This window comes from Neisseria sp. P0021.S006 (assembly GCF_051956895.1).
Window position 1 is genome coordinate 1 of record NZ_JBQCWZ010000378.1, and the last position, 1343, is coordinate 1343.

A 1343-nucleotide genomic window follows, 5' to 3' on the forward strand; every position below is an offset into this window, starting at 1 on the left:
TATCCATCGTCATGCTTTTGATATTGCTGCCGTTTATGGTAAAGATACTTTTTATATCATCAAGACGTTCGGTACCCACCAACTTCCGAAACTGTTTGATCTGAAAGCCCGTGTGGATAGATTCAGCAAAAAGATAAGTTTCTTACCAAAACACTTCTCTGATAAATTCATGCAACTGATCAGTAAGATTTTGCCCGATCACTTGCCGAAGTCTATGCGCAACTATCGGGATAAATATGAACATCACCTGATTTTAAAAATGGGTGGCGAGGGCGTAGAAGAGGCGCGTGCTTTCTTGAAGGAATATTTTGCAACTCATGGTGGCGCATTCTTTGAATGTAATGCCGAAGAAACGCAGGCGGCCATGTTGCATCGTTTCGCCGTGGCTTCTGCCGCGATCCGCTATCGTGCCGTGCATGATGATGAGGTAGAAGATTTAGTTGCGCTCGATATTGCCTTGCGCCGTGATGACCGTGATTGGTTTGAAACACTGCCGCCGGAAATCGACAATAAAATCATCCATAAATTGTATTACGGACATTTTATGTGTCATGTGTTCCATCAGGACTACATCATTAAAAAAGGCAACGACTGCATGGCCTTGGAACATGAAATGCTCCATCTGCTTGACCAACGTGGTGCGCAATATCCTGCCGAACACAATGTCGGTCATCTGTATGAAGCCAAGCCTGCGCTGAAACAGTTCTATAAAAAACTTGATCCGACCAACAGCTTCAACCCTGGTATCGGTAAAACCAGTAAGAAGAAAAACTGGGCTGAATAAAGCATAGTCAAAACAAAGGCCGTCTGAACATTTCAGACGGCCTTTTTATATGTTTGTTTATCAGAACAGGTTGCTGATGAAAATCAGCAGAATCACCAACGGCACGAGGTATTTCACATAGGCAAACCAGATATTGACGGTGGTATGGTTGCCTTTGTAGAGCAATTCGTCCTTCGCTTCATCTTTCATCACGAAGCCAACAAATAAGGCAGAGCCAAGTGCGGTCAGCATAAACAGGATGTTGCCGCTGATATAGTCAAAGGCGTCAAAAATGTTTTTACCAAACACGGAAATATCTTTCCATGGGCCGTAGCTCAAGATGGACGGGATATTGCCGAAGATAAAAATCCCTGCCAGTACGATGGTAATCGCGGCTGCGCGGCGGATTTTGGTTTTCTCCTGAATAGTTGTAATCAACACTTCATAAATGGTCAGAGAAGTGGTCAGCGCGGCAATCAGAAGCAGTGAGAAGAAAATTACTGCAAACACGGGGCCTGCCCACATATTGGAGAACACGATCGGCAGGCTTTGGAACACCAACGTCGGGCCGGAGTTAGGG

At 45.0% G+C, this 1343-nt stretch carries 2 protein-coding genes; one reads left to right on the forward strand and one right to left on the reverse strand.

The window, feature by feature from the left end; translation table 11 throughout:
• A partial coding sequence (dld, locus tag ACTHUM_RS14285; RefSeq protein ID WP_440403198.1) for a D-lactate dehydrogenase occupies positions 1–784 on the forward strand: 784 nt, incomplete at its 5' end.
• A 60-nt stretch (positions 785–844) separates the two neighbouring features.
• On the opposite strand, the gene ACTHUM_RS14290 is transcribed toward dld, so the two are convergent.
• The coding region (locus ACTHUM_RS14290) for a sodium-dependent transporter (protein ID WP_440403199.1) at positions 845–1343 on the reverse strand (499 nt) is incomplete at its 5' end.